The 3,631-nt window shown below is 62.9% G+C and carries 4 protein-coding genes; all 4 read right to left on the minus strand.

Going from position 1 to position 3,631, the window contains the following annotated elements:
• Positions 1-34 precede the first annotated feature (34 nt).
• The gene (locus tag ABW137_RS16115; RefSeq protein WP_526401680.1) at positions 35-1,204 is read right to left on the minus strand and encodes a FadR/GntR family transcriptional regulator; all 1,170 of its coding nucleotides are present in this window, start codon (positions 1,202-1,204) and stop codon (positions 35-37) included.
• Between the two features lie 314 nt (positions 1,205-1,518).
• Positions 1,519-2,124: a MarR family transcriptional regulator gene (locus tag ABW137_RS16120; RefSeq protein ID WP_526401686.1), complete on the minus strand. Its 606-nt coding sequence runs from the start codon at positions 2,122-2,124 to the stop codon at positions 1,519-1,521.
• 35 nt (positions 2,125-2,159) lie between these two features.
• Positions 2,160-2,954, minus strand: a complete 795-nt coding sequence (locus tag ABW137_RS16125; protein ID WP_526401682.1) for a FadR/GntR family transcriptional regulator — start codon at positions 2,952-2,954, stop codon at positions 2,160-2,162.
• A 69-nt stretch (positions 2,955-3,023) separates the two neighbouring features.
• The coding region (locus ABW137_RS16130) for an LLM class flavin-dependent oxidoreductase (protein WP_526401684.1) at positions 3,024-3,631 on the minus strand (608 nt) is incomplete at its 5' end.

A 3,631-nucleotide genomic window follows, 5' to 3' on the forward strand; every position in this document is an offset into this window, starting at 1 on the left:
GCACCGTGTCCAGATCGCGGTCTTACCCAGCGAGCTAACGGTGAAGGGCGCGCAGCCGACGCTGGGCCAACGGCCAATTGTGCTGCGCCAACGCACTGACGACCCTCGCCTTCGCCGTGGCATCGCCAGCGGTAGCACGGTTGATGTGCTGGCCCGCATTAAGCCTGTCCATCAGGTCGATGAGGATGTCGAAAAACAAGCACAGAACCGGGTTTTCCGTTGCATGAACCAACGACAACTGCAATGCAACAACACCTTTAGACTCGGCATCTTGGAGTTCATGGATGGTTTTTGAGTCGCTGGGCCAGGCTGCGCGGCCCAAGATCTCGACCGCACCGAGCGCGATCGCATCGCGAACGACGTCCAGGTCGTGCGCCGTAGTGCCTCGGAAACTCAGGTAGACCGAGGAAGCTTCGATGCCAGCACGCTGATCAGGTCGCATCACGACCAGCCCGCCTCCTGGTCCACGCCGTGTCATGGCCACCGAATGGATCTCCAGTAGGCGGATTGCCGCGCGCAGGACCGCACGTCCCACACCATAGGTAGTCATCAGTTCCGGTTGGGAGCCCAGAACCTCTCCGGTGGGCCAACCTTGACGGGTGATGTCATCGAACATGCGTCCCGCAAGCTGCTCGGCCAGTGTTGCATTAGGTCCTGCCGGCGAGTCCCGAAAGCGCGGTCCCCGGCGCGGTGCGCGGTGCGCGGGATCGTGGGCCAGGATCGTGGTGACTGCGTCGAGATGATCGCTCATACGTACCCGTGCCAGAGCGCTGTCACCAGAAGCGACCGCATCCGCGATGGCACGGTGGGAGCCGATGGCGTCGGCTTGTAGTTCAGCGACGACCGCCGGTACAGGGGCCCGCCATGGTGCGCGGACATAGCGTTCAGTCATTACGCCTAGGACGTCGGTGAGCAGCGCAACGACCGGGTTGGCGCAGTGGTCGCCGACCCACTTGTGGAAAGGGTCGGCGCGCCTGCTTTCTTCGGCAGCGTCGTTTCGTAGAAGAAATCGGAGCTCTGCGACATCGTCCTCGGACACGTGACGTGCAACCAGTTCAGCGGCCAACGGCTCCAGCACCGTTCGTGCCTGCAGAATGTGGGCGGTGCTGGTATCGATGAATTCCAGGTAGACAATCAACGCATTGATGGCCGACCGCCCGTCCGGGGCCTCGACTATCAGGCCGCCGTTGGGCCCGCGGCGCATGCGAGCGACCTGCCGATGCTCGAGTATCCGTACGGCTTCACGAAAAACAGTTGCACTGACGTCAAATCGACGCCGTAGGACAGGTTCAGAGCCAAGAAGTGTGCCAACGGGCCAGCCGGCAGCTACAACTTCGGCCTCGAGACTACGGGCGATGCGCGCAGCGAGGGAGTCCGCCGATCCGTGCGGACTCGGTCCACGATCGATGCTGCCAGTGGTCATTTCGGCTTTGAATGCTACGTTGCGGCGCGGAGTGTTCGCTGCACCGGCGGCGGCTGACACCATCCATCACGCCCCGACAGGGCGGCCCGGCCGAACTACTGGGCGTGGCCAGCTTTGGCTTCGGCATCACGGGTGAGGCCCGCCGCCAGGATCAATTCCTCGTGCACTTCGAACCACACAGTGTGATAGGAGTCGATGATCGGACGCGTCAGCCAGGTTGTCTCGCCTGCTTTCACCTTCGCCAGGGCTGACGCCAGCTTGGCGGAATACGATTCAAGCCGCGGGATTTCGGCGGCGACCGCAGCGAGGATGGGCAATACACGTTGATGTATACCGTCCAAGCCGCTAAGTACATTGCCGTCGTATTCTGGGTCGTCGTGAGTGTTGGGCTCCCCGTTCCGCAGTTGCCAATCGGAGACCAGCGCTTTGAAATCGCCGTTCACACTGCGGAAATCCTCGTAGGCGGCGGCCAACGCGTCGGTATCGATAGCCGACCGTTCGTCGGCGAGTAATTGGGCTAGTCTCGCCCGGCCCTCGGGGGTGATCTTGATGGTCTTGCCCGCGGCAAGCAATCCTGCCTCGTGCAGCGGCGCAACGGCAGACGCGATGTCCGCGTTGTTCACACCGGTCGTCGCGGCGAGGTCGGAATCAGAGACCCGGCCCTTCAGCCGGACCGCCTGCAGCAATGTCAGCTCATCCATCACGTGCCTTTCTCAGTAGTTGACCTTAGGTGTGGTCAGCCGATCACATCGCGCACTTTGATCGATTCCAGTCCGCGCAGCAGCAAGTCACGGGCGATGTCCATGTGGCGACGCCAGTGGGCCTCGGCCTCGTCGGCGTCACCAGCCCTGACGAGTTCGATCAGAAGCTGATAGGACCGCACAAGCTGGTCGTAGTGGGCTCGGGGAACCTGGCGGCGCTCGCTGATCGCCGCTTCGGTGTGCCGCTCGGTGATCTCATGCAGCATTCCGGCGATCATGCCCAAAGTCGAGTTCCCCGACAGTTCCACCAGCCGCCGATGAAAGCGGGCAGACGCCTCGGCAAGTCGTCCTTCACGGAAGGCGGCCGGGATGGCGGTGGCGAGCATATCCTCCAACTCAGCGATGGCCGCCGTGCTGCCCCGTTGCGCCAGCAGCCGGGCCGCGAGTGGCTCGATGCCCGACCGGGCGACCATGACCTGGGCAATGCTCGCGCCGGACAACTCCAGCAAGAGGCCGGCTGGCCGGGCCACGATCTCTGCTCCTGGGACGCGGATCCGGGCCCCGGTGCGCGAGCCACGTCGAACCTCAACCAGTCGTTCGGACTCCAGCACCCGTACCGCTTCGCGCAGTGTCGGTCTGCTCACCCCGAACTGGCTGATCAATTCGGCTTCGTGGGGAAGGAAATCGCCTTCTTTGAGTTGGCCATCGACGATCATGCGACGCAGTGTGCGGGCTACCAACTCAGCGGTCTTGAGGGGTCGGACGGCAGGTGCCGTTGGTGCGCTGTCGTCTTGGGCGGCCATTAAAACCGACGGGGTGGTGTCAGTCACGGTCCTCCAATTAGACGATGGATCGCGGCCCGGCGATATAGTTGTTGAACTCAGTAAACCATGCGCTGGTCAGCGCGACTGGCCCAGTTCTCGCATGAGCCCGATGGCGGCCATGTCGTACTGCGCCTTACGGCGTGGACTAACCAAGAAGGCCGGCGGTGCCATGAACGCGGTGTCCGGCAGCCGTTTTCTGGCGGCCAGCATCTCGGCGGCCTGTGTCGAATTGCCGCAGACCGCGATGGAGTTCAGCATGTCGTCTGTGACGTGATTAGCGATCGCTTTGGGGTGGCTGCTGCGGAAGGTGGCGCGGATCGCCGCCACTTCGTCGTGCCACCCGTGTAGCTCAACAAGTGAGTCGTAGGTCTTGACTGTGAGGTAAAAAGCGATCTGAAGTTTGGCATCTGAGATCGCACGTTGCGGGTCCTCGTCGTCTATGGCGGTGATCAACCACCCCCAGCGTCGGAGCAAGTCGGCATCACGCCCGGTTTCGCGCGCGCCACGCGAAAGTTCGGCGTCGACCACCTCGCTCCACCAACGATCGGTAAAGACGCCGTGTCCGAGTACCCCGTCGGCGCTGCGACCCGCCGTTCGCAACATAATCCGGTTGAAGGCACCAATCAGAATCGGGACGTCGAGGCGACCGAATACCGGTGCGCGAATGTCGGCCGCGATTTGGT

It is taken from the genome of Mycobacterium sp., assembly GCF_040509115.1.
Lineage (GTDB): Bacteria > Actinomycetota > Actinomycetes > Mycobacteriales > Mycobacteriaceae > Mycobacterium.